Origin of the sequence: Kitasatospora sp. NPDC096140 (genome assembly GCF_040303045.1) — a bacterium.
In the GTDB taxonomy this organism is placed as follows: domain Bacteria; phylum Actinomycetota; class Actinomycetes; order Streptomycetales; family Streptomycetaceae; genus Kitasatospora.
Window position 1 is genome coordinate 155,673 of record NZ_JBEOUW010000015.1, and the last position, 21,267, is coordinate 176,939.

The 21,267-nt window shown below is 73.3% G+C and carries 20 protein-coding genes; 10 read left to right on the forward strand and 10 right to left on the reverse strand.

All coding sequences use genetic code 11. The features are described from left to right. Position 1: 1 nt before the first annotated feature. Positions 2–925, reverse strand: coding sequence for a phosphotransferase family protein (locus ABT048_RS18180; RefSeq protein WP_350522405.1), 924 nt, complete (start codon positions 923–925; stop codon positions 2–4). A 250-nt stretch (positions 926–1,175) separates the two neighbouring features. On the opposite strand from ABT048_RS18180, the gene ABT048_RS18185 reads away from it, so the two are divergent. Continuing rightward, complete coding sequence (locus tag ABT048_RS18185; RefSeq protein ID WP_350522406.1) at positions 1,176–3,515, forward strand: GH92 family glycosyl hydrolase; 2,340 nt, start codon at positions 1,176–1,178, stop codon at positions 3,513–3,515. A gap of 258 nt (positions 3,516–3,773) precedes the next feature. Beyond that, complete coding sequence (locus ABT048_RS18190) at positions 3,774–4,952, forward strand: Cmx/CmrA family chloramphenicol efflux MFS transporter (RefSeq protein WP_350522407.1); 1,179 nt, start codon at positions 3,774–3,776, stop codon at positions 4,950–4,952. A gap of 109 nt (positions 4,953–5,061) precedes the next feature. On the opposite strand, the gene ABT048_RS18195 is transcribed toward ABT048_RS18190, so the two are convergent. Next, the gene (locus tag ABT048_RS18195) at positions 5,062–5,919 is read right to left on the reverse strand and encodes an EamA family transporter (RefSeq protein ID WP_350522408.1); all 858 of its coding nucleotides are present in this window, start codon (positions 5,917–5,919) and stop codon (positions 5,062–5,064) included. Positions 5,920–5,994: 75 nt separating this feature from the next. On the opposite strand from ABT048_RS18195, the gene ABT048_RS18200 reads away from it, so the two are divergent. Both ABT048_RS18200 and ABT048_RS18205 read left to right on the forward strand, forming a co-directional pair. Beyond that, on the forward strand, positions 5,995–6,867 hold the full coding sequence (locus ABT048_RS18200; protein WP_350522409.1) for a MurR/RpiR family transcriptional regulator: 873 nt from the start codon (positions 5,995–5,997) through the stop codon (positions 6,865–6,867). Positions 6,868–7,132: 265 nt separating this feature from the next. Beyond that, a complete protein-coding gene (locus ABT048_RS18205) occupies positions 7,133–7,735 on the forward strand; it encodes a LysE family translocator (protein ID WP_350522410.1) in 603 nt (200 codons plus the stop codon). A gap of 97 nt (positions 7,736–7,832) precedes the next feature. Here the strand turns inward: ABT048_RS18205 and ABT048_RS18210 are convergent, their stop codons facing one another. Next, on the reverse strand, positions 7,833–11,093 hold the full coding sequence (locus ABT048_RS18210; protein ID WP_350522411.1) for a DEAD/DEAH box helicase: 3,261 nt from the start codon (positions 11,091–11,093) through the stop codon (positions 7,833–7,835). Between the two features lie 282 nt (positions 11,094–11,375). Here ABT048_RS18210 and ABT048_RS18215 point away from each other — a divergent pair, with 282 nt between their 5' ends. Further along, positions 11,376–13,550, forward strand: coding sequence for an SdrD B-like domain-containing protein (locus ABT048_RS18215; protein ID WP_350522412.1), 2,175 nt, complete (start codon positions 11,376–11,378; stop codon positions 13,548–13,550). 135 nt (positions 13,551–13,685) lie between these two features. Next, complete coding sequence (locus ABT048_RS18220; protein WP_502894026.1) at positions 13,686–13,832, forward strand: hypothetical protein; 147 nt, start codon at positions 13,686–13,688, stop codon at positions 13,830–13,832. A 102-nt stretch (positions 13,833–13,934) separates the two neighbouring features. Here the strand turns inward: ABT048_RS18220 and ABT048_RS18225 are convergent, their stop codons facing one another. Both ABT048_RS18225 and ABT048_RS18230 read right to left on the reverse strand, forming a co-directional pair. Further along, entirely contained in the window at positions 13,935–15,155 is a 1,221-nt protein-coding gene (locus ABT048_RS18225) for an MFS transporter (protein ID WP_350522413.1), read from the reverse strand. A gap of 75 nt (positions 15,156–15,230) precedes the next feature. Then, positions 15,231–15,827: a TetR/AcrR family transcriptional regulator gene (locus ABT048_RS18230; RefSeq protein ID WP_350522414.1), complete on the reverse strand. Its 597-nt coding sequence runs from the start codon at positions 15,825–15,827 to the stop codon at positions 15,231–15,233. Between the two features lie 61 nt (positions 15,828–15,888). On the opposite strand from ABT048_RS18230, the gene ABT048_RS41690 reads away from it, so the two are divergent. Together ABT048_RS41690 and ABT048_RS18240 are read left to right on the forward strand one after the other, a co-directional pair. After that, the gene (locus ABT048_RS41690) at positions 15,889–16,068 is read left to right on the forward strand and encodes a YMGG-like glycine zipper-containing protein (protein ID WP_502894027.1); all 180 of its coding nucleotides are present in this window, start codon (positions 15,889–15,891) and stop codon (positions 16,066–16,068) included. 4 nt (positions 16,069–16,072) lie between these two features. Continuing rightward, positions 16,073–16,423 carry a hypothetical protein gene (locus tag ABT048_RS18240; protein ID WP_350522415.1) on the forward strand — a complete coding sequence of 117 codons (351 nt, stop codon included), beginning with the start codon at positions 16,073–16,075 and terminating at the stop codon, positions 16,421–16,423. A gap of 30 nt (positions 16,424–16,453) precedes the next feature. Here the strand turns inward: ABT048_RS18240 and ABT048_RS18245 are convergent, their stop codons facing one another. Next, a complete protein-coding gene (locus ABT048_RS18245) occupies positions 16,454–17,185 on the reverse strand; it encodes an SDR family oxidoreductase (RefSeq protein ID WP_350522416.1) in 732 nt (243 codons plus the stop codon). 244 nt (positions 17,186–17,429) lie between these two features. Here ABT048_RS18245 and ABT048_RS18250 point away from each other — a divergent pair, with 244 nt between their 5' ends. After that, positions 17,430–17,864, forward strand: a complete 435-nt coding sequence (locus ABT048_RS18250) for a hypothetical protein (protein ID WP_350522417.1) — start codon at positions 17,430–17,432, stop codon at positions 17,862–17,864. A 115-nt stretch (positions 17,865–17,979) separates the two neighbouring features. Here ABT048_RS18250 and ABT048_RS18255 read toward each other — a convergent pair whose 3' ends face one another. Beyond that, on the reverse strand, positions 17,980–18,444 hold the full coding sequence (locus tag ABT048_RS18255; protein ID WP_350522418.1) for a hypothetical protein: 465 nt from the start codon (positions 18,442–18,444) through the stop codon (positions 17,980–17,982). 153 nt (positions 18,445–18,597) lie between these two features. Beyond that, positions 18,598–19,548 (reverse strand): hypothetical protein, encoded by a 951-nt coding sequence (locus ABT048_RS18260; protein ID WP_350522419.1) that lies wholly within the window; start codon positions 19,546–19,548, stop codon positions 18,598–18,600. 131 nt (positions 19,549–19,679) lie between these two features. Between ABT048_RS18260 and ABT048_RS18265 the strand changes: the two genes are divergently transcribed. Then, complete coding sequence (locus tag ABT048_RS18265; RefSeq protein WP_350522420.1) at positions 19,680–20,351, forward strand: hypothetical protein; 672 nt, start codon at positions 19,680–19,682, stop codon at positions 20,349–20,351. On the opposite strand, the gene ABT048_RS18270 is transcribed toward ABT048_RS18265, so the two are convergent. Beyond that, positions 20,336–20,602: a hypothetical protein gene (locus ABT048_RS18270; RefSeq protein WP_350522421.1), complete on the reverse strand. Its 267-nt coding sequence runs from the start codon at positions 20,600–20,602 to the stop codon at positions 20,336–20,338. The two genes, ABT048_RS18265 and ABT048_RS18270, sit on opposite strands and share 16 nt — an antisense overlap. A 205-nt stretch (positions 20,603–20,807) precedes the next feature. Continuing rightward, the gene (locus ABT048_RS18275; protein WP_350522422.1) at positions 20,808–21,179 is read right to left on the reverse strand and encodes a hypothetical protein; all 372 of its coding nucleotides are present in this window, start codon (positions 21,177–21,179) and stop codon (positions 20,808–20,810) included. Positions 21,180–21,267: the final 88 nt, after the last annotated feature.

Below are 21,267 nucleotides of genomic sequence, written 5' to 3' on the forward strand. Positions count from 1 at the left end.
CTCACCGGAGCAGCGCTTCGAGCTCCGGGAGTCGGCCGAACAGCTCCGGCAGGCCGCGCACGCCGTTGCGTGCGGACTCGTGGGACAGCGCGAGGTCGGGGCCGGTGGCCGCCTCGACACCGGCGAGGCAGCGGAGGACGTTCCACCTGGTGTGCCCCAGCCAGCCCCCGACCGTGTACACGAACCAGCTCGGACCCGGCGGTGGCAGCGCCCCGCCCCCCGCGGCGTAGCCGTCGAGGACCGAGCGGAAGACGGCGGGCCTGATGTCGTCGAAGCCGGGGCCCTTCGCGAGGCTCAGCGCGGTCGAGCCGAGTTCGCCGGACAGGTCGAGCATGCCGGAGAGCTCCCAGTCGAGCACCACCGGCCGGCCCTCCCGGGCCAGCAGGTTCCACGGGTGGATGTCCTGGTGGGTCAGCACGACGGGGCCCGGCCGTTCGCAGGTGTCGACGAAGTGCGCGATCGCGAGGAACGTCCCGACGTGGGAGGCGAGTTCGTCGGCCCACGGCTGTCCGGTCGCCAGCGCCCGCGCGGCGAGTTCGGGCCAGTCCCGTGGCGTCGGGTCCTCGGCCGGCACGTGGGGCCAGGCGACGTCGAGCGCGTGGATGCGCGCCAGAATCCCACCGATCTCGAACGCGAACGCCGCCGACACCGGGGCCTCGGGCACCTTCTCGCCCTCGGCCCAGCGGTGAACGAGCGTGTCGTGGTCGGCCGAGATCGGCTCCGGCATCGGGATGCCGGCGGCGAAGGCCGCCTGCTCGAACCTGAACACGTCCTCGACGTGATAGGTCAGGCGGCGGTCGGCGAGGTTCAACTCCTTGACCGCGAAGTACCCTTGGTCGGTGTCGAGCCGGTACATCCGGTTGGCGAACCCGCCGTGGACGCGGATCATCGGCCCGGTCGGCACGCCGAGATGTGAAAGGTTCACCCCCGCATGCTAGGGCCGGCGGTCCGGCGGCGCACCGGACTTTTGCGCGCCGTTGGCCGCCGGGAAATGGTCGGCCCCGGCCGCCGGGGAACGGTCGGCCCCGGCCCTCGGGGACGAGCGCTCCGGGCCACGGGCCGCGTCGGCCCCGGGCCACACGGGGGACAAGCTGCCTGTCGCGGCCGGGTCAGCCGTGCCGACACCGACAGAATGCCCTGATCGGCAGTCAACCAGGTGCCTTCGGGAGGTCCCCGTGTTCCGTCTCCGTTCCCTTGCGCGGGCCGGGGTCGTCCTGCTCCTCGGGGCCGCGATGGCGGCCGCCGGGCCGAACCCGCGCACAGCGGCCGCCGCGGGCCTGCCCGCTGCCGGGCGGCTCCCGGCCCACGTGGTGGTCGAGGACGCCGCCGGCTACGTCGACCCGTACGTCGGCACCCGGGCGGGCGCTCCCGACCGGGGCCACGGCGGCGGCGCCGGCAACACCTTCCCGGGGGCGTCGGCGCCGTTCGGCATGATGCAGTGGAGCCCCGACACCGCCACCTACCAGCACGGCGGCTACGCCTACGACGACCCGAGGCTGAGCGGCCTCAGCCTCACCCACATCTCCGGTGCGGGCTGCAGCGACTACGGCACCACCCCGTTCATGCCCGTCCTGGACGGCACGCCGACGGCGTCCTCCGCGTTCTCGCACGCGAACGAGCGCCTCGCCCCCGGGTCGTACGGTGTCACCCTCGACAACGGCATCGGCATCGACCTGGCCGTCACCCAGCGGTCCGGGATCGCCCGCTTCAGCTATCCGGCCGGACACACCGCGTCCCTCACCGTCGATGCGGGCCGGGCCTTCAACGCGGCGTCGGGCGAACTCACCGTCGAGGGCTCCACCATCTCCGGGTTCACCGACGGCGGCGGCTTCTGCGGCACGTCCAACCGCTACCGGGTCTACTTCCACGCCGCGTTCGACCGCCCCTTCAGCCACGTGGACGCCGGCGACCGCTCGCCCGACGCCAGGACCGTGGTCTCGTTCGACACCGGCCCCGACCGCGTGGTCACCGCCCGGGTCGGGATCTCCTTCGTCAGCGTCGAGGGTGCCCGCGCCAACCTGGAGAGCGAGCAGCGCGGCGCCCCGCTGGCGGAGGTCCGCGCCCGCTCCCGCGCCCGCTGGAACGACCTGCTGAGCCGGATCGCCGTCGCGGGCGGCACCAGCGAGCAGCGCCGGGTCTTCTACACCGCGCTCTACCACGCCCTGCTGCACCCGAGCGTGTTCAGCGACACCGACGGCCGCTACCCGGGCTTCGACGGCCGGCTCCGCGCCACCCACCGCGGCCACGCCCAGTACGCCGACTTCTCCGGCTGGGACGTCTACCGCTCGCAGATCCAGCTGATCGCACTGATCGCCCCGGACGAGGCCGCCGACATCGCGCAGTCGATCACCGACCAGGGCGACTCAGCCGGCTACTTCGACCGGTGGACCCTGGCCAACGGCGGCACCGGCGTGATGGTCGGTGACCCGCTGCCGACCATGGCCGCCACCGTCCACGCCTTCGGAGCCACCGGCTTCGACGCGGCCCGGCTGCTGCGGCTGGCCCGGCAGGGCAGGGACGACCCGCGCCAACGCCCCGGCCACGAGGCCTACGACACAACGGGATTCGTCCCGGCGGACACGGAAGGGCAAGGCGCGTCCATCACGCTGGAGTACGCGACCACGGACTTCGCGCTGGCCCAACTGGCCTCCCGGCTCGGGGACTCCGCCGCCCGTGACGTCCTGCTGCGACGCTCGGCGAACTGGCGCAACGTCTTCAACGACACCAGCCGCTACGTCCAGCCGCGCGACGCGGACGGCAGCTGGCCCCCCTTCAGCCCCGAGCGGCCCGGCGGGTTCGCCGAGGGGAACTCCGCCCAGTACACCTGGATGGTGCCCCACGACCAGCGCGGCCTGTTCGACGCGATGGGCGGCCGTGCGGCCGCCGTGAACCGGCTCGACACCTTCTTCACGGAGCTCAACGCCGGCTCCCGGGCGCCCTACGCCTACCTCGGCAACGAACCCTCCCTGAACACGCCCTGGGCCTACGCCTACGCGGGCCGCCCGGACCGCGCCCAGGACGTGGTCCGGCGCGCCCTCACCACGCTGTTCACCGACACCCCCGGAGGCGAACCCGGCAACGACGACCTCGGGCAGATGTCCTCCTGGGCGGTGTGGGCCGCCCTCGGCATGTACCCGCAGGTGCCCGGCCGGGCCGAACTCGTCCTGGCCAGCCCCCGGTTCCCCGCCGTCACCATCCGCCGGGGCGACGGCCCCACCATCGACATCAGCGCCCCGGGCGCCTCCGACACCGTCCGCTACGTCCACGCGCTGCGCACCGACGGCCGTCCCACCGGCCGCCCCTGGGTGAGCGAGGACTTCGTCCGCCACGGCGGCACCCTCGCCTTCACCCTCTCCGACACACCCGACCCATCCTGGGGCAGCGACCCTGCCGACGCACCGCCGTCCTTCCCGCCGCCCCCGGCCCCGGCGCAGGTCCAGGCCCCGGCTCAGGCCCCGGCCCCGGACCAGGCCCAGACTCCGGCGCGGGACCACCAGCCCGGAGGCGCGCGGTGAACCACCGCGGCGCGCCGGTGGCCACGACCGTGAAAACGGGATGCCTCGGCCGGCAGTGGTCGGGTAGCGTGCGGATCATGTCGAGTCCTGAGTCAGACGAGGTGGGGGCTTTCGGTCACGCCGTCAGCCCCCTTCACCACTGAGCTCGTAAGCCCCGTCGTCGAACCGCGTTCTGCGGTCGGACGGGTGCGCCCTCAGGGGGCCGGCCGCGGTGACGAGATGACCCTCTCGTGCCTCTCCTCGCCCCGGAGCCTCTCGATGCCCCTTCCGCTGTACCTGCTCGCCGTGGCGGTCTTCGCCATGGGCACCTCGGAGTTCATGCTCGCCGGCCTCCTGCCGGACCTCGCCCCGGATCTCGACGTCACCGTCGGCACGGCGGGCGTGCTCACCTCGGCCTTCGCGATCGGCATGATCGTCGGCGCCCCCCTGGTGGCCGCACTCTCCCGCAACTGGCCCAGGCGCGCCGGCCTGCTCGGGTTCGTCCTCGCGTTCTCGGCGGCGCACGCCGTGGGCGCCGTCATCACGAGCTTCCCGGTCCTGTTCGCCACCCGCGTCGTTGCCGCGCTCGCGAACGCGGGGTTCCTCGCCGTCGCCCTGACGGCTGCCGCCACGCTGGTCCCGCCCGACAAGAAAGGACGCGCGCTGGCCGTGCTGCTGTCAGGCACGACGACGGCCACCATCGCCGGTGTCCCCGGCGGCTCGGTGCTCGGCACCCTGCTCGGCTGGCGGGCCGCGTTCTGGGCCGTCGCCGCGCTCTGCCTGCCCGCAGCTCTCGGCGTCCTGAAGGGCATCCCGGCGGGACGCGCGGAGGAACGGACCACCGGCGGGCCGACCCTGCGAGCGGAACTCGCCCAACTGGCAAGGCCGAGGCTGGTCCTGGTGATGCTGCTGGGTGCGCTGGTGAACGCGGCGACCTTCGCCGGCTTCACCTTCCTCGCCCCCGTCGTGACCGGCACCGCCGGGCTGAGCGAGCTGTGGGTCTCCGTCGCGCTGGTGCTCTTCGGTACCGGGTCGTTCGCCGGCGTCACGGTCGCCGGTCGACTGTCCGACCGGTACCCCGGGCCGGTCGTCGCGGTCGGCGGCCCGCTGCTGCTCGTCGGCTGGCCGGCACTGGCCCTGCTGGCGGACCAGCCGGTCTCCCTGCTGGCCCTCGTGTTCGTCCAGGGTGCCCTGTCGTTCGCGCTGGGCAGCACCCTGATCACCCGGGTCCTCTACGAAGCCGCGGGAGCCCCCTCTCTGGCGGGGTCGTACGCGACCGCCGCACTCAACGTCGGAGCCGCCGCCGGCCCCCTCATCGCCGCGACCACCCTCGGCACCGGAGCCGGGAACCTCGGGCCGCTGTGGTCGAGCGGATTCCTGGTCGCCGTCGCGCTGCTCCTCGCGTTCCCCCTCCGCAGTGTGGTCGCGGCCGGCCGAAGCGCGGAGGTGCTCCGGTGACGCGGGCGAACGCCGAGAGCCCACGTCCTGCGTGCCGCATCGTCAGCGGCCTCCAGCACGTGGGCGCTCGCGGCCGGCGCCCCCGCCCCGTCGACTGGCGGGCGAAGGATCACGCCCGCGCGAACTCCAGGACGGCGATCCCACCGAGGACGGTGACCGCGGCCGTCAGCCGTAGCCGCCCGAGGCGCTCGCGGAACACCACGGTGGCGATCAGCGCGGCGATCACGATGCTGGTCTCGCGCAGCGCCGCGACCGACGCCAGGTTGCCCCGGGACTGCGCCCAGACCACCAGGCCGTACGCCGTCAGCGACAGCACCCCGCCGAGGATCCCGACCGGCAGCACGCTGCGCACCCCGGTGAGCAGGGCGCGGCCGCGCCGGGCCCAGACGACCGCGACGAGTGTCGGCCCCTGGAGCAGGAACAGCCAGGCCACGTAGCCGCCGACGGTGCCGGCGTGCCGGACGCCGCTGCCGTCCAGCACCGTGTAGCCGGCGATCATCGTGCCGGTACCGGCGGCGGCCGCGAGAGCGGGCAGTTGCGCCCGCCCGGGTATGCCCTGGGCGAAGGCCAGCCCGATCAGCCCGCAGGAGATCACCACCACACCCGCCAGCTCGCCCACCCCCAGGTGCTGGCCGAGCACCGTCACCGACAGCAGCGCGACCAGCAGCGGCGCCGAGCCGCGGGCTATCGGGTACATCTGCCCGAAGTCGCCCAGCTGGTACGCCCGCAGCAGCAGGACCGTCGAGATCGTCTGGACCACCGTGGAGGCCAGCAGGTACGGCCAGGCCGCGGCGGCCGGCAGCGGATTGACCGCGACCAGCACCAGGGCGCAGGCGGTGTAGGTCAGGTTGATCAGCGCGAATCCGACCATCTTGTCCGGGATCCGGTGCGCCAGCCCGTTCCACACGGCGTGCAGCACGGCGGCCGTGAGCACGGCCAGCGGCACGGCCGACCCGATTTCTGACATGGCGAAGCTCCCCTCCCGTCAGCCTGCCGGACTCCCGGCAGTGCTTGGAACCGGATTCCACGGTATCCTAGATCCATGGAAGAAGGTTCCGAATTTTTCACGCCCCTGGAATCCCAGCTGGCCGCGCAGATCCGGGCCCGTCTCGGCGAGCTGCGCGGTACGGAGGCGAGGGTCGCCCAGGTGGTGCTGGACCGGGGCACCGCCCTGGTGCACCTGAGCGTCAGCGACGTCGCGGCGCTGGCCGGAACGGCCCCCTCCTCCGTGGTCCGGGCCTGCCAGCGGCTCGGCTTCCGCGGCTTCCAGGAGCTCAAGATCGCCGCCGCCCTGCACGCCCCCGCCACCCCCGCCCCGGGGCCGGCCGCGGACACCGACGACCCCGCCGCCCGGGCGCTCGCCGACACCCTGCGCGCCGCCCGGGAGGCCCTGGAGGGCATCACCGCCACCCTCGGCCCGGACGACCTGCGAGCAGCCGCCGAGCTGCTGAACGACGCACCCCGGGTGCTCCTGGTCGGCACCGGACTGTCCGGCGCGGTGGTGCTCGACCTCGCCTACCGGCTGCGCGCGCTCGGCCTGCTGGTGGACGCCCCGGCCGACTCGATGACCGCCCAGCTGGTGGCCACCGGGCTCTCCGCGGGCGCCGTCTGCCTGGCCGTCAGCCACACCGGCGCCACCCACAGCGTGGTGGCCGCCGCCCGCAGCGCCCGGGCCGCCGGGGCCGAGGTGCTGGCGCTCACCAGCTACGCCCGCTCACCGCTCACCGAGACGGCGACCTGCGCCCTGATCGCGGGCGGCCAGGACCTGGTCTTCGGCCTGGAGACCACGGCCAGCCGGCTCGCCCACCTGGCCGCCGTGGACGCGCTCGCCCAGACCCTGCTGGCGCTGCGCGGACCGCGTGCGGAACAGGCCCTGCGGCTCGCCGCGGACGTCTGCGCGGACTACGTCTACTGACACCGCATCGGGCGACGTTCGCCCGGTCCCGCGGGACGGGGCGACGGCGGGCTGTTGTCGTCGACGCGGAGTGCCCTGGATGCCCCCGACGCCGGTGTCGATCTTGGTGGTAGGTTGCGTCGCGAGGTGACGGCTGTCCGGGCTCCGCGCACCGAGTCGCACATGGCCGCGGGCTGCCGGGCCTCGTCTTGCCGAACATGCGCACGGAGGTGGTTCTGTGATCGGGCCGGGAGCGATAGCGGGGATCGCGGCGGTGGAGCTCGGCATGGTGCTCACACCGGGCCCGAACATGATCTACCTGGTCTCCCGCTCGATCGCCCAGGGCCGCCGGGCGGGCCTGACCTCGCTGGCCGGAGTCGCCCTCGGCTTCCTGGTCTACCTCTTCGCGGTGTCCGCCGGGATCGCCACCGTCTTCGCACTGGTGCCGGAGATCTACCTGGCGATCAAGCTGGCCGGAGCGGGCTACCTGCTCTGGCTGGCCTGGAAGGCCGTCCGGCCGGGGGGTCGATCCGCCTTCACGGCCCGGGAACTGGCACCGGACGGGCCGCGCAAGCTCTTCCTGATGGGCTTCCTCACCTGCCTGCTCAACCCCAAGGTGGCCATCCTCTACATCTCGCTGCTGCCGCAGTTCGTCGACCCGGCACGCGGCCATGTCGGCGTCCAGGGGCTGCTGTTGGGGCTGACCCAGATCGCGGTCGGGGTCGCGGGGAACGCGTTCTTCATCGTGACGGCCGGCTCCGTCGCCGGGTTCTTCAACCGGCACCCGCTCTGGCAACGCCTGCACCGCTATGCGATGGGCGCCGCGCTGACGGGCTTCGCCGTCAGGATCGCCACCGAACGCACGGACGCGGCGGTCGCCCTGCCCTGACGGCCGAGCCCGGGGGGCGACCACCCGGCGCACGCGGACGTCATGACTCGGCCGGGAGGGCTCGGCGCTCCCCCGGGGTTCCGGCCTCCGCCCCTCCTCAGCGTCCGATGCGGTGGTAGGCGGCGGCCCAGCCGGCGGCGGTGCGGTCGCCCCGGGTGAAGACGGCGGCGCCGGTCCGCCCGGCTGACGGGTCGTCCTGCCGGGGAGCCGGGTACGGCGCCTCGACGGCGGCGACGGTGCCGGGGCCGGTGGCGGCGCCGGCGTCGGTGTGCCGGGTGGCCGCGGTTCCGTTCCAGGTGACGACCGTGGCTCCGCGCGGCGCCCGGACGTGCGCGTGGTCGGGGTGGAGGGTGATCTCGGTGCCGGTGGTCCGGGATGCGAGGAGCGCGAGGTAGTCGCCCGGGGTGAGGCGGCAGGTGTCGGGCGGGGTGGTGCCCGGCCAGTCCGGTGAGTCGATGCCGCGGGAGCGGGCTGCCTGCCACATGGCGGGGACCAGGGCGTGGGCGTGCATCGGGGTGGCCATCTGTTCGCACATCCACAGCAGCCGGCCCGCGCCGCGTGCGGGGCCGAGGGTGCGCCAGCGGATGCGCTGGGCGAGGTCGGCGGCGGTGACGGCTATCCAGGGGTGGACGGTGACGAGGGGGCCTTGGGCGCCGAGCCAGGCGAGGTAGCGCTGGGCGTCGTCGAGGACCGGTGCCATGGAGTCGGCCGGGATGCCACGGATGTAGGCGGGCCGGCCGCGGAAGGCGTGCGGTGCGCGGGCGACGAGGAGCAGGACGGCGCGGGCGAGGTCCCCGGCGACCGGCTGCCAGTCGTCGTCCTCCTCTTCCTCGTCCGCGGGCTCGCTCCCGTCGGGCCTGCCAAGGGTGCGCAGGACGTTGTAGAGCTCGGCCTTGGCGCGGTCGGTGAAGGGGGCTTGTTCGAGTGCGGGCAGGCGGGTGGCGAGGGTGGTGATGAGGGCGCCTTCCGCGGCGTCCGGGTCGGTGGGGACGGGGAGCAGGGCGGCGGCTTCGGCGAGCGTGGCGGCGAGGTCGGCGTCGACCATGAACCGGCTGGTGAGACGGCCGAGTTCGGTGGCTTCGAGCCTGTCGTCCCCGTCGGGGTCGGGAGTGCGGGTGAGGTAGGCGGCGTCGGTCAGGAAGTCGGTGGCGTCGTGGAGGGGGTCGAAGGGGTGGTGGCCCTGGTGGAAGGCGAAGGTGCTCTTCCACCAGTTCTCGGCCTGGGTGACGGTGGCCAGGCGGTTCTGGACGGCTTCGGCGAGCAGGTGGTCGGGCAGGCGGTCGCGGATGCGGGAGGTGACGGTGTACCCGGCGGCGAGCCGGGCCTGCCAGTGGTGGCGTTCGCTGGGCGCGGTGAGCAGGTAGGCGTGGCCCTCGCGCTCACCGGCGCCGATGCGGCCGGCGCGGCCGAACATCTGCTGAACCATGGACACTTCGATGCGGCTCATGCCGATCTGGGTGTCCCGGACGATGACGGCGCGGGCGGGGAGGTTGACGCCGGCGGCGACGGTGGAGGTGGCGACGAGGATGTCGGCCCGGCGGGCGCGGAAGGCCTGTTCGGCGTCGCGCTTGTGGGGCCAGTCCCGGTAGTGGAGGCGGACGCCGGCCTTGGTGCACAGGCGCTCCACGAGGTCGCCGTCGTCCGGGTCGGCGCCGGTGGTGTCGACGCCGCGGTCGTGGGCCAGGGCGAGGGCCGTGGTGCGAACCGAGCGCTTGCTGCCGCAGAACACCAGGACGCTGCCGCCGTCGGCGGTGTGCCGGCGGGCGAGCTCGACGGTGCGGGAGGTGCGGGTGAGGTTGCGGGTGGCCCAGTCGGGCGCGTCCGCGTCCGGTGGCATCGCCGGTAGTTGCCAGGTCAGGCGGGTGGGGCGCCAGGGCGAGCGGACCAGACGGGCACCGAGCCAGGCGGCCGTCTCGTCGGCGTTGGCGACGGTCGCGGACAGGCCCACGATCCGTACCCGGGCGGCGTCCTCGCGGACCCGGGCCAGGAGTGCTTCCAGGACCGGACCGCGGACCGGGTCGCCGAGCAGGTGGATCTCGTCGACGATCAGGCAGCCGACCTCGGCGAGCGCCGCGCGCAGCGAGCCGGCGCGGCAGATCGCCTCGAACTTCTCGGTGGTGGCGACCCACAGGTCCGCCTCGCGGATGAGGCCGGTGTCGACGGCGGCCTCGCCGGTCAGCCGGACCACGCGCAGGCCGGCCCTGCGCCAGGCGGCGAGGTCGCGGTCGAGTTCGTCGGTGAGGGAGCGCTGGGGAACGAGCCAGGCGGCCTTGCGGCCGCGCCGGTGGGCGGTGAGGGCGGCGACCATGCCGATCGCGGTCTTGCCCGCGCCGGTCGGGGCGACGACCATCACGTGCTCGTCGCCGCCGGTGACGACGGGGACGGTGGAGGCCTGGACGGGGTTGAACGCCGGGTGCGGCAGCAGGTCCTTCCAGTGTTCGGGGACCAGTTCCTCGACGGGCACGAACGCCTCGATGTCGCCGGCGGGAAGCTCGTCCAGGGCGTCCCACTGGGCGGCGAACGCGTCCCGGGCGGCGTACGCGGCGGGGCCCGCGGCCGGTGTCGCCGCACCGCCGGACCAGGCGGCCAGCTCGACGGGCCCGCCGAGGTCGGACACCGTGGTCACGCATTCGTCCTCCACCCAGTGCGCGGCGGTGCGCACCCGGGCACCGAGGCCGGTGAGCGCGTGGCGCAGGCCGTCGAACCCCTCCCCCGCCGGGACGATGACCCGGACGTCGGCGGCTGCGCGCAGCGCGGGCTCGGGCACCTGCCAGCCGGGGTCGGTGACCTTCCCCCACCACAGGGCACGCGTCTCCTGCTGTGCGGGCAGCGGCAGGTCCTCGGGCCACGCCGGGCCCGCCGGGGCGGGTGCGGGCTCCCGGGAGGGGTGGGGCAGGCGGACCGCGGTGACCGTCACGCCGGGCCCGGTCGGGCAACGGCCCGGGTCGAGGCCGGCGACCAGCCGGGCCGCGGCGCGGACGGTCGTCGTGGAAGCGGCCTTCGTCCGCCGGGGCGCGCGGGTGGCGGGCACCACCGGGGCCGCGGGCGCGGCGGGCGCGGCTCGCAGGAGTTTGTCGTAGGTCTTCACGCCGAGGTCGGCGAGTGTGTACGCGCGCGGGCAGGCGGGGCAGACCAGGGCGACGTACCGGTACTGGCGTCCGCCGGACTCGTACGGGCGGCGCAGCGAGTGCAGCGGCCGGTCGCACTCGGGGCACGGGCGGGGCAGCTGTTCCTGGTAGGTCCAGCCCGGTTCGGTGAACCGTTGCTGCAGCCCTTCGTCCGGCAGGTCGCTCCCCCACCGTTCGCTCATCACCTGCGGGACCGTCAGGTCGCTTGCCTCGGTTTCCGTTTCGTGCACGGTGCTCACTGTGGCAGCCGGGGCCGCGGCTGTGCCAGAGGGGTTTCGGTCGGGCGATGGGCGGCCGGCGGCGCGTACCCGGGGTACCCCGCCGCCTCCGATTGCCTACGAACCTGTGAGTCCGTATCCGAACTTGATGCGATTTCCGGCTCGTTCTCCGTCACACCCACCGGTGAACGCGCCCCGAAGCGGGGGCGTGTACGACCGGTCGCCGCTCTCCTGGGGGTCCTGTCCGGATCGGGCGTCCGCCCGCCGACCACGAGAGTGAGGCCCCAGGTGGGGATGACAAGACGAAGGACGCGCGTCGCGCGGGCCGCGGTGCTCACCGTCGCGCTGACCGTCAGCGGGGTGCTGACGGCGCCCGCGGCGTACCCGCAGAGCGCGGACGGAGCGGTGACGGTCCGGGTGGTCCGGGCCGTCGACGCCACGGGTGCGTGGACGCCCGCGCTGGAACCGGGCCTGGCGGGCGTGCGGGTGACCCTGACCGGCGGGAACCGGGTCCACGTCGAGGGCACCACCGCAGCCGACGGGACGGTGACGCTGGCACCGCCGCAGAACCGGGACCGCGGCGGCAAGTACCGGGTGCAGGTGGTGAATCCGAAGCCGGGCGTGCTGTCCCCCGCCTTCGCCTCGCGGGAGGGACTGGACGGGGCGCCCGACCGGCTCAGCTCCAACCTTGAGTTCGTCGACCTCTCCGACGGCCGGAACGTCTCGTACACCACGGGCCTGTGGAGCCCCGGCGACTACTGCCAGAAGAACGCCCCCCTGGTGACGACCTGCCAGAACACCACGTGGGAGGGCGGTGCGCAGCGCACGCTGGTGTCCTTCCCGTACGGTGCGCGCGGCCAGGACGGCGTGGACGTGAACGTCACGGACATCGCCACCGACGCGGAGACCGGCACGCTGTTCGGCATCGCGTGGAACAGGGCCGACGGGCGGGTGTTCTCCTCGGCGGCGGCCAAGCGCACCACCGGCTACGGCCCGGGCGGCGCCGGCGGGATCTACGTGACCGACCTGGCGCAGAAGCGGACCACGCTGTTCACCACCGTCCCGGACGCCGGAAGCACGGCGCACGGGCCGGGGACGGACGACGCGTTCCTGACGGTGCCGGGCAAGGAGAGCCTCGGCGGGCTCAAGGTGACGGACGACGGCAGGGACCTGTTCGTCGTCAACCTCAACGACCGCCGGCTGTACCGCTACGACGCCACCGCGGCGACCGCGTCGTCGCCGAAGGCCGTCTACCCCGTCCCCGACCCGGGCTGCCCCTCGGCGGGTGACTGGCGCCCCTTCGGCCTGGGCTTCCAGGACGGGACCGGCTACCTCGGCGGTGTCTGCTCGGGCGAGTCGACGGGCGCGGTGTCGGACCTGCGGGCGGTCGTGCTGCCCTTCGACCCGTCCACCGGCCGGTTCCGCCCGGCCGTGCTGGACCAGCCGCTGGACTACCCGCGCCAGTCGACCGTCGGCGCGGGCCCGTGCGACGGCGCGGGCTGGTTCCCGTGGACGGACACCTACCCCACCACGCAGAACGGCCAGACCTGTTCCGGCTTCCGCGCCCAGCCGGAGCCGGAGCTGGGCGAGGTCGGTTTCGAGGCGGACGGTTCGATGCTGCTGGCCTTCCGCGACCGCTTCGCCGACCGGGCGACGGGCCAGGAAGCGGCGGGCGCCGCCGTCGGGCAGGTCCTGTCGGGCGGCGATCTGGACAAGGCCTGCCCGGTGAACGGCACCTACGTGCTGGACACCGACAACGGCTGCGGACTCTCGCCCCGGGGCACCCGCTTCTTCGACACCAGCCGGATGGGCTTCCACCACAACGCGGCCTACGCCGGGATGGCGCTGTCCAAGGTCGAAAGCACCCTCGGGATCTCCGGGTTCGACCCCAACAGCACCGCCTTCGGCTACGGCACGTCGTTCCTCCGGCGGGCGGACGGCAAGCAGGACCCGGCGTTCGGACTGCGCCTCAACCCGCCGAACGTCCCGGCGCCGTTCGGCAAGGGCGCCTCGATGGGCGACCTCGAAGTGCTCTGCGACCGGGCGCCGCTGCAGATCGGCAACCGGGTCTGGTACGACCCCGAGCGCGAAGGCATCCAGGAACCCGGCCAACTCCCCGCGCAGGGCGTCACCGTCCACCTGTACGACGGGTCGGGCGGGCTCGTCGGAACCACGGCGACGACGGCGCGCGGCGAGTACTACTTCGACGACTCGAACGTGGCCGGCGGCCTCGCACCGCACACCGCGTACACGATCCGGCTGGACAACCCGTCCGACTACGCCGAGGGCGGTCCGCTCCACCGCTGGGTGCCCACCCGGCACGACGTCGGTGACGATCCCTTCGTCAACTCCAAGGGCATCGCCCCGCCGGGAGAGCACTATCCCGAACGGGCCCTGACCACCGGCGGCCCCGGCGAGAACGACCACACCCTCGACTTCGGCTTCCGACGCTGCGGGTGCGGCCACTGACAACCGCCTCGGTGGCGGCGTGGCATCGAGGTCGACCACGACCCTGACGCCACGCCGCCGACAGGCCACGGCGCCCGGCGGCCCCCCGCCGGACGCCGATCAGAGGTGGTCGATCACGCACACGGAAGCCAGGCCGTGGAGTACCGCGAGCAGGGGTACCGGAACGTCCAGCCGTGGATCGACAGCAGCCTCGGCAGCCTCAAGACCGAGTCGGCTCGCGCCCTCGGCGAGGCCGCACTGACCATGACGTCCCTGGAGTGGCAGAAGGTCTACCTCGGGTGACGCTCGTGGTCCGCCGGCTACGCCTTCCGCCCCCGGCTCCCGAAGGAGGCGGGGGCGCACTTCGCGCCGACACTTTCTGAGGCCCTTGAGAACGGGGCCCGGTCAGGCGGTGCGCGGCTGCCGCACGGCGCGGGCGAGGCCGATCAGGGTCAGCAGGATGACCGTCCCGGCGTAGAGCGAGAGGGCGGTCTGCAGGCCGAACAGGTTGGTCAGCAGACCGGCGAGGACGGCGGGGACACTCATGGCGAGGTAGCTGAGGACGTAGTAGGCGGCGAGCGTGCCGGCGCGTTCGCCCGGGTCGGCCGGGGGCAGCAGCAGGCGCAGGGCGGCCTGGGTGACGGCGCCGAAGCCGGCGCCGGCCATGGCGGTGCCGGCGAACAGCGCGGACAGGCTGTGCAGGTGCGGGCCGCTCAGGGTGAGCAGGGCCCCCGGGATCAGGAGCGCGGTGCCGGCGAGGCTGACCGCTCGGGCGGGCAGCGCCCGGGTGGAGTGGCCGGCGAGGCCGGCCGCGGCCGTCAAGGTGAAGAAGACCAGGCCGCCGGTGGCGGGGGCGGCGTGCGGGGCGATGAGCCGGGCGAGCGAAGGGCCCAGGGAGGAGTAGAAGCCGCCCATGGCCCAGGCGGCGACGACGCCGGGCGCGGCGAACGCCATGGCCGGCCGGGAGGCGCGGGCGACGGCGATCGCGGGGCGCAGTGAGCGCCATGCGCCGACGTGGGGGAACGCGGTCTCGGGAGTGAGCAGGACTGCGACGGCCTGCACGGTGAAGAGCAGGAGCAGCAGCAGGTACACGGTGCGGGTGGGGGCGGGGGCGTACTGCACGAGGGCGGTGGCGGCCAGCACGCCGACCGCCATGCCGGCCACGGGGGCGATGCCGTTGGCGGCCGTCGCCCGGCCCGGCCGGTCGGGGTCCTCGAAGTCGAGCAGAGCGGCTCCGACGGCGCTGGTGGCCACGCCGGTGGCCAGTCCCTGCAGGATCCGGGCGGCGATCAGCGCCGACGTCCCCTGTGCGGTGGCGAAGACGCCCATCGCAGCGGCTTCCGCCAGCAGCGCCGCGGCGAGGACCGGGCGCCGGCCCAGGTGGTCCGAGAGCGTGCCCGCGGTCAGCAGCGCCACCAACAGGGTGAGCGCGTAGGCGCTGAACACGATGGTGAGCGTCAGGGCCGAGAAGTGCCATGCGGCCTGGTAGACCGCGTAGAGCGGGGTCGGTGCGCTGGAGGCGGCCAGCAGGCCGACCAGGATCGAGGCGTGGAGCGGGAAAGCGCCGCGCCGGCTCAGGACGGGCCGGCGGCGGGGGTGGGACGGTAAGGCCGTGACGCTGGTCATGGAACACCTCGGAGCCTTAAGGCGAATGCGTTGCGTTAGTCACCCTAGGCCCGCGCTACTCGGAAACGCAAATATTTAGCTTTTAGGCGGCAGAAGGACGGCCGAAGGGGACTCGGCGCGAGCGAGTGCCGCTGCGACCAGACGCTCGACGTAGGCCGCGGACAGGTCCGAGGGGCGGAACAGGATCCGGTACATCAGCGGGGCGACGACGACGTCCAGCAGGGTCTCCACATCGGGCACCGCCTCCCCGCGGCCGGCCGCCCGCACGTTGACGGCCTTCAACTGCTCGGCGGCGTAGTCGGAGCAGCGGGCCGCGTTGCCCTGCTCGGGCTCCCCCAGCAGGGCGTCACGGATGTACGTGAGGCCCGCCGTCGAGGACATCTCCTCGGCGAACTGCACGGCCCACGCCTCCAGATCCGCCCGCAGGGTGCCGTGGTCGGCCGGCGGGGCGTCGGGGCGCAGCCGCTCGACGGCCACGTCGGACAGCAGTTCCCGCAGATCCCCCCAGCGCCGGTAGACGGTGGACGGCGTCACTCCCGCGCGGGCGGCGATCAGCGGCACGGTGAGCGCATCCCGCCCCACCTCCGCCTCCAGATCACGGACGGCCTGGTGCACGGACTGCTGGACGCGGGCACTGCGGCCGCCGGGGCGTGTGGTCGGTCGGGCACTCATGCGTACAGCTTAATGCGAATGAGTTGCGTTCCTGGTGCCACCCGGCCGGACTGCCGGCGTCGTGCACCTCGTCCGCGCCGTCACGATGACCCGAACCCGCGCAGCTCCCGTCGGCGCGTTCATCGGCGCGTTCGTCGGCGCGTTCGTCGGCGCGTTCGTCGGCGCGTTCGTCGGCGCGTTCTTCGGCGCGGCGGTCAGGACACGGTGGCCGGAGGCCCGCGATCCGCCTCGGGCATACTGAGCGGATGCGGATGACGGGTGGGGCCAACTTCCCTGCGGTGGCCGGGCGTTTCGACGGTGGGCGACTCAACGCGACCTGGCCGTTCGGCGTGCTCACGGTCGGATCCGGGCGGGTGCACCTGAGGGCCCGGCTGATCGGCGCCGTGTGGCGGATGTCGGGCGCGGAGCCGCTGGACGGCACGCCGGAGGAGATCGCCGAGGTCTTCCCCTGCCGCGGCCGCCTGGGGACGGCCGGTGTCGGGTTCCGCACCGTCCAGGGCCACCGCTACTACTTCTGGACGGGCGCCGTGGCAACGGTCATCGACACCTGCCGCCACCAGGGGTTCACCGTGTCGAGCGAGGTCCAGACGATGTGATCCGCGGACGCCCGGGCCCGGCACGGGGTTTCAGGCGAGCCAGTCCGTGTAGTGGGTGGGGGCGATGCGGGCGCCGCTCGGGGCGGTGAGGACGTCGCCGTGGACGGCGGCGAACAGGCCCGCGGTGTCATCGGTGACGACTCGGCGCCCGTCGCCCTTGGCGGTCAGGGTGAGCCGGCCGAGTTCGTCGAGCGGGTAGACGTCCGGGCCCGCGATGTCGACGACGCCGTTCAGGGGGCTGCCCGCGGCGACTTCGGCGACCACGGCGGCGACGTCCGCGGCGGCGATCGGCTGGATCGGCGTGCGCGGCAGGCGGACGGTGTCGCCGTCGGCGGTCATGGCCAGGGTCGCGTCCATGAACTCCATGAACTGCGTGGCGCGGACGATGGAGTACGGGACCGGTCCGGCCTTGAGGGTCTCCTCTTGGAGCACCTTCGCCCGGTAGTAGTCCAGGTCGGGCACCTGGTCCACGCCGACGATGGAGAGGATGACGGCGTGCCCGACCCCGCCCTTGTGGCTCGCGGCGAGAAGGTTGTCCATCGAGGTCCGGAAGAAGGCGAGCGAGGCGTCGTCGAAGGTCGGGGAGTTCGTCAGGTTGACGACGGCGTCGGCGCCCGCCACGGCCGCCTCCAGCCCCTGCCCCGTGATGACGTCCACGCCCGTGGACAGGGAGTGGGGTACAGCCTGGTGCCCGGAGGCGTTCAGGTTCTGCACGACCCGTGACCCGATCAGCCCGGTTCCGCCGATGACTGCGACCTTCATGGCATTCGCCCACTTTCGATGACTGGCGTCCGACATGCGCCTTCCGTACTGCCAACCCTCGGCGAACGCGCCCGTCCCGGCGAGCCCGGACCGTACGGGGCATCACCCACCGTGACGAATCGGCAGCCGATCGACAGACCTCAGGAGGCGGACGAACCTGCCCGGAGGCCACGGGGAATGCCTCGGCATCTCGGGAACCACCCTGGTCACAGGCCTGCCGGCGGCCCCTGGGAGAATCTGCGCCATGACAACCGACATCCGCCGCTCCGCGGGAACCAGAACCCTCTCCGACGCCCTGCTCTCGATGTTCGGCATCCGGCGGCTCAGCACCGAGAAGGACCTCGCCGACCTCCGGGCGGGCACCACCCTGCAGGTGTTCTGCTCAAGCCCGACGCTGGGCACCGTCAAGATGCTGTCGGTCGGCAAGGGACGGACCATTCCGCACACGGCCTCCGGCCACCTCCACCTCTCGGCCGACACCGTGACCTGGCACAACCGGCGCACCCGCGAGAACGTCGTCCTCCAGGGCCCGTTCCGCCTCTCGCCGTCGGAGCAGAAGGCGCCGCTCCCGAAGATGGCCCGCCTCGACCTCGCCGCGGGCGACGAGCAGCACGTGATCGTGATCCCCAAGGCCGACGTCTCCCTGGTCACGCAGGTCCTGGAAGCGGCCGACCGGTAACACCTGGGCGGGACACCCCGGCCGGGGAAGGCCGGCAGGCCTGGTAAGCCAGGCAGGCCAGGCACGCCGGGCAGACCTCGCAGACCTGGTAGGCCGGGCAGACCGCCTGCTCCGCTCAGACGCCGTCGAGGTCGGCGCGTATGCGGAGCCGTAGCTCGCCGAAGAGACGGTCCCAGTGCCGGCGGGCCTCCTGATACTCCGGCTCGGTGTACGTGACGCCGGACTCGACCAGGTCACGAAGGTCCCGCAGCGCTCTGAAGGCCGTGACGGAGGACTGTTCGACACCGTCCGACGCGGTGATCGAGACCTGGTACCGCAGCTCGTAGGAACCCCCGGACTTGAATGCCTCCACCGCGACCCGGCCGCGCTCGTCCGCAGGCAGCGTGGGGTTCCGCGCGGCCTGGCGGATCTCGTTCCAGGTCCTGGACAGCGCTGCGAGGTACTCCGCGTAGAGCAGTCGCTTGGCGTCCCGGTGCCGGTCCCGGTGGTCGCGCCGCCACCTGACCCGGTCCGCGATGAGCGTGGACGTGACGCCGATGACGGCGCCGAGGGCGGTACTCGCGAATGGTGACCAGTCCATGGGGCCGAGGCTATGCAAGCGCCGCCGGGTCTGAGTGCGGTTCAGACGAACCCGGCTGCGGTCGTCGGGGTTGTCGGGGTCGTTCGGCGTCACCGGGTCGTTGGGGTCACCGGCGTCACCGGCGTCACCGGGGTCGTCGGGGTCCTCGTCGGGTCAGCTGACGCTGAGGGCCCGGAGTGACTGGCCGAGATAGAGGAACAGCAGGACGATCCCGAATCCGACCGCGGTGGCGGCGGCCACGTCGGCCGCGAGCCCCTGGGCGGTCAGGAGCGGGCGGATCCAGAGGAAGAGCAGCGTGAGCACCGCGGTGTTGACGGTCTGCGCGAGTGGCCGCCACGTCAGGTCGTGCAGGCCGTCGGCACCGGCCGCCACGGACAGCGGCACGACGCCGAGGCCGACGAACAGTCCGAGGATGACGAGCATCGAGATGCTCTCGACGTGCCAGGTCCAGCCGGTGTGCACGAAGGCGTCGAGGTGCTTCGTGTCGTTGACGACGGCCCCGAGCTGTGGGGCGGAGGGCGCCCACAGGGCCCGGACCCGGCCGTCCGGGCGGGGTTCGTCGTGAGTGACCCCGTAAGCGGTGACCTGCGGACCGCCCGGTATCGCGAGCACGAGGTCGGCGTGGTAGCCCGTGACCTCACCCTCGTCCTCGATCTCCTCGACACCGGAGGCGTCGACGACCGTCGCGGTGACGGTGACCGCACCGGCCTGCTTCAGCTGGCGGACGGATTCACCGCCGTCCATCCCCCGGAGCGAGGCCGGCACCGCGGCGGCGAGCGGGACGAGGACCCAGACCGCGGCGTACCGCACGTAGACCCAGGCGGGGCTGTGGAAGCTCTCCGGCACCCTCGGCTCGGGTTCCCGCCGCGGGGGCTGCTTGGAGAGCAGGACCCGGCCGGACCTCGCTCGCGCCACCGCGCGCAGGGCCGCGCGCGTCCAGAGGGCGACCAGCCGCAGCCAGAGCAGGCCGAGGCCGACCCACCCGAGGAGGAGCAGGCCGGTCTGCGGTTGCACGGCGCCGGAGCCCAGCCCGAAGGCCCGCACCAGCGCGACCGCCATCGCCGCCCACGCCCCCACCGCGCAGCACCGGACCACCCACGTCAAGACACGTCCCACCGCGCACCCCCGTGATCGACTCCGGCGGAGTCTCCCACACCGTCAGGCTGCCGGGCCGTGGATTGTCAGTGCCGGGCGGAAGGATGTGCGGTGACGCAGCAACCCGACCGAGGAGCACCGTGACCACCGCCACCGAGCCGACCTACCGTCCCGTCTTCCAGGACCTCTGGTGCGCGTCCGACCTCGGTCCGCACCGCCCGTGCGGCGGCACCTACGAGTGGTACGACGCCGACACGCTGCCGCCGCTGGAACCGGCCCGTTTCGACGGCGGGTTCGGGTGGCTCGGCGGCACCGGCCCGGTGCTGCCGGAGCTCGCCGGGCACCTCGACGCCGTCGCCGCCGAGCTGGCGGGCGCCGGGATCGTGCTGCCCGCCGAGTTCACCGCCTTCCAGACCGGCGCCACCAGCTACCAGTCCCTGGACGCGGTGTCGGCCACGGCCTGCTGGACGGACGTCTCGTCGCCGATACCGAGCCCGGTGGAGCCCGGTGCCTTCCTGGTCCGCTTCCTGCGCGACCAACAGGACTGCGTGCACTGGTACCTGTACCTGCGCCCCACCGGCGAGGCCTTCGTGGTGGCCTCCCCGCTGGACCTCGCGGACGCGCCCGAGTGGGACGAACCGGGCGTGCCGGTGGACTGGTTCGGGGCCATCGCCCGGTGCGCTTCCTCGTTCGAGGAGTTCGCGTTCCGCTTCTGGGTGGAGAACCGCCTGTGGTGCGCGCTGCACGGCTACGGCGAGGAGAGCATGGACGACGAACTCACCGGGTACCTCGCGCACTACGAGCGCGGCTGACCACCCGGAGACCGGAGTTGCCGGGCGGCCTTCTTCACTTCCACCTGTGCCCGCAGAGCCACCGCCTTGTCGGAGTCGCCGTACCACCACCACGTGTACCCGGCGATCGCCAGGAACAACGCCACGGAGACGAAGAAGAACGGATTCAACCGGAACTGCCCGCCTCTGGCCAGGCCGTAGACGGTCCAGAAGGTGAGGATGAGTGCGCCTTTGAGCAGGACGGACAGCGTCTTCTTGGTGCGGAGGTTCATGTCGCGCACTGTAGGGCCCGGCGGCAGTGCTGACCAAGCGTCACGAAAGAGGGGTGATACCGGGGCTGATCTGCCGAAACGTCGCCATCCGCGGGGCTCGGGGCCGGGCTCGTGCTCGTGCTCGTGCTCAAGCTCGTTGCCGCATCGGTCCGCCCCGGTCCGCCCCGGACGGGACAGACCGGGGCGGACCGATGCCGGCGCTGGATCAGCCGGCGTTGCTGGTGTCCGGCGAGAACGGGCCCACGCACACGGTGCCGAGCGTCGCCTCCCTGACGCACACGGTGACGTTCACCCGGCCGGAGAAGTCCGCCGAAGCGCTCTGACCGGGGTAGAACAGGCCGGTCTGCGAGTTGCCGCTGGACGGGGTGATCGTCCACCGGTAGTCGGTGTAGTGGCCGGAGGACAGCGAGACCGTGGCGTAGGTGTCGCCCACGTACCGGTACCAGGTGGCGTAGGCACAGATGGAGAAGTTGCCGTTGCTGTTGCAGTGCGTCGTCGTCGCGTGTGCGGAGGTGGTGGCGCCCAGCGTGGCCGCGACGACGGCGGCAGTGGTCAGTCCTGCCTTCACGAACTTCATGTGACTCCCTCGTAGATGTCAGTGGGTCATGGAAGGTCGGTGCGGGGCACCCGTTCGTCGGCCGGTGGAGCCCGGCGGAACTCGGGCC

Bases quoted from the DNA above. Each gene is read 5' to 3' on its own strand.
- ABT048_RS18245 (WP_350522416.1), bottom strand. From the start codon at position 17,185: ATGAAGGTCGCAGTCATCGGCGGAACCGGGCTGATCGGGTCACGGGTC.
- ABT048_RS18205 (WP_350522410.1), top strand. From the start codon at position 7,133: ATGGTGCTCACACCGGGCCCGAACATGATCTACCTGGTCTCCCGCTCG.
- ABT048_RS18190 (WP_350522407.1), top strand. From the start codon at position 3,774: ATGCCCCTTCCGCTGTACCTGCTCGCCGTGGCGGTCTTCGCCATGGGC.
- ABT048_RS18230 (WP_350522414.1), bottom strand. From the start codon at position 15,827: ATGAGTGCCCGACCGACCACACGCCCCGGCGGCCGCAGTGCCCGCGTC.
- ABT048_RS18195 (WP_350522408.1), bottom strand. From the start codon at position 5,919: ATGTCAGAAATCGGGTCGGCCGTGCCGCTGGCCGTGCTCACGGCCGCC.
- ABT048_RS18225 (WP_350522413.1), bottom strand. From the start codon at position 15,155: ATGACCAGCGTCACGGCCTTACCGTCCCACCCCCGCCGCCGGCCCGTC.
- ABT048_RS18200 (WP_350522409.1), top strand. From the start codon at position 5,995: ATGGAAGAAGGTTCCGAATTTTTCACGCCCCTGGAATCCCAGCTGGCC.
- ABT048_RS18270 (WP_350522421.1), bottom strand. From the start codon at position 20,602: ATGAACCTCCGCACCAAGAAGACGCTGTCCGTCCTGCTCAAAGGCGCA.
- ABT048_RS18275 (WP_350522422.1), bottom strand. From the start codon at position 21,179: ATGAAGTTCGTGAAGGCAGGACTGACCACTGCCGCCGTCGTCGCGGCC.
- ABT048_RS18240 (WP_350522415.1), top strand. From the start codon at position 16,073: ATGCGGATGACGGGTGGGGCCAACTTCCCTGCGGTGGCCGGGCGTTTC.
- ABT048_RS18250 (WP_350522417.1), top strand. From the start codon at position 17,430: ATGACAACCGACATCCGCCGCTCCGCGGGAACCAGAACCCTCTCCGAC.
- ABT048_RS18215 (WP_350522412.1), top strand. From the start codon at position 11,376: ATGACAAGACGAAGGACGCGCGTCGCGCGGGCCGCGGTGCTCACCGTC.
- ABT048_RS18255 (WP_350522418.1), bottom strand. From the start codon at position 18,444: ATGGACTGGTCACCATTCGCGAGTACCGCCCTCGGCGCCGTCATCGGC.